Annotated in this window: 1 protein-coding gene and 1 pseudogene; one reads left to right on the forward strand and one right to left on the reverse strand. The window is 71.3% G+C overall.

The annotated features are described in order from the left end of the window. A pseudogene (locus FNX44_RS28375) lies at positions 1-181 on the forward strand (hypothetical protein); the annotation flags it as partial. Positions 182-213: 32 nt separating this feature from the next. Here the strand turns inward: FNX44_RS28375 and FNX44_RS26745 are convergent. Next, positions 214-1203 (reverse strand): helix-turn-helix transcriptional regulator, encoded by a 990-nt coding sequence (locus FNX44_RS26745; protein ID WP_323369686.1) that lies wholly within the window; start codon positions 1201-1203, stop codon positions 214-216. Positions 1204-1612: the final 409 nt, after the last annotated feature.

Consider the following 1612-nt stretch of genomic DNA (forward strand, 5'->3'; position numbering starts at 1 on the left):
CCCCGACACCGACTCCAGCCGCGGCCGCACCCCCCGCCTCGGCTACTCGGGCCCGGACTTCACCAGCCCCGCCACCGAGAGCCCCGGCCGCACGACGGCGCGCCCCCGCTACAGCAGCCCCGACTTCTCCAGCCCCGACTACGGCCGCCCCGGCTTCACCGGCCCCGACCACACGGACTGACGCAGGCGCACGCCGACCTGCGGCGACACGTGTCAGCGCGCGCCCTCCTGCCGGTTCTGCACGGCCAGCAGATAGCCCGCCTGGAAGCGGCTCTGCGCGCCCAGTTCGACCATGATCTCCGCGACGTGGCGGCGGCAGGTGCGCACGGACATGCCCAGCCGGACCGCGATCGAGTTGTCCGTCATGCCCTCCATGAGCAGGCGCATGATGGCCTGCCGGATGGTGGCGGAGATCTCGCCACCGGGCGCGCCGGGTGTGGAGAAGGGTTCGGCCGCCAGCCACAGCCGCTCGTAGGTCTCCCTGATGAAGGCCACCACGGTCGTCTCCCGGACGACGGCAGCGCCGAGCGGGTCGCCGGGCAGGGAGATCACCGCGGTCTCGTCGTCGAAGACCAGCAGCCGGCTGAACTGGTCGTCGAGCGTGCGGACCTGGGCTCCGAGTCCGGTGACGCGGTCGACGTACTCGCCGGTGCCCCGGCTGAAGCGGGCGGTGTGCTGGTAGAGGACGCGCATGCGCACCCCGCGCCGGAGGGCGGCCAGGTCACGCGGCGACGCCTCGGCCAGAACGCCCTCGCCCCGCGCTCCGCCGGGCTGGGCGGTGAGGATCTCGACGCGGGCGCGCGCGGTGAGGTCGGCGATGGCGACCCGGACCGCCGCGAGGTCGGTAAGGACCTCGAACGCGTTCTTGCGCTCGCGTGCGACCTGTCCGCGCTCGTAGAGCGGGAGGAAGGACATGATGGCGGCGCGGGTGTCCTCGACGGCCGCACGGCGGGCGCGCAGCTCCCGTTCGAGCGGCGTGATGACGCCGGAGACGGCCTCGCCCGGGGCCACCGCCCGCAGTCTCCCCGCCGCGAGGCCGAGCAGGAGTCCCATCGCGAGCAGTTCCTCCACCGCGGCGGTGACAACCTCCTCGGGAAGTCCGGTGGCCGGTCCCACCGCGCTTCTGGCGAAGCCCTCCTCCAGCCCCTGGTCAAGGGCATACCTATACACCGCCTGGAGAGCGCTGCGGTCGACGTCGCTCACCGATTCCCCCTGTTTTCTCCCGTAGAGCCCCCTATGGGGGTGTCATCATGCTGACAGGCAACATGATGACCCCTCTCCATTATGTGATGTTCATGTAGGACCTGGCATGGTGACTCATCTCGCCTCCCCTCGCCCCATCTGAGCTCCCGCGACGACCGGGAGGTGAACAACAGTCAACTCACGGATGAAGGCGTACCCATGAGGAAGCTCCTGTCCAAAGCGGCCGTGGCCGGCTGCGTGCTGGCCCTGTCCGCGGCCGGCACCGTGATCGGTGTCACCGGGACCGCCACCGTGTCATCCGGCGCGTTCGGCGTCGCCGCTCGACGACCAGTTCAGCCGGCTGCTGGTCTTCGACGACGAGACCGCGGTGATCTCCCTGCCCGGCGACCCGCTCGGCGCTGCCGTCGTC

Origin of the sequence: Streptomyces alkaliterrae (assembly GCF_007097205.2) — a bacterium.
Lineage (GTDB): Bacteria > Actinomycetota > Actinomycetes > Streptomycetales > Streptomycetaceae > Streptomyces > Streptomyces alkaliterrae.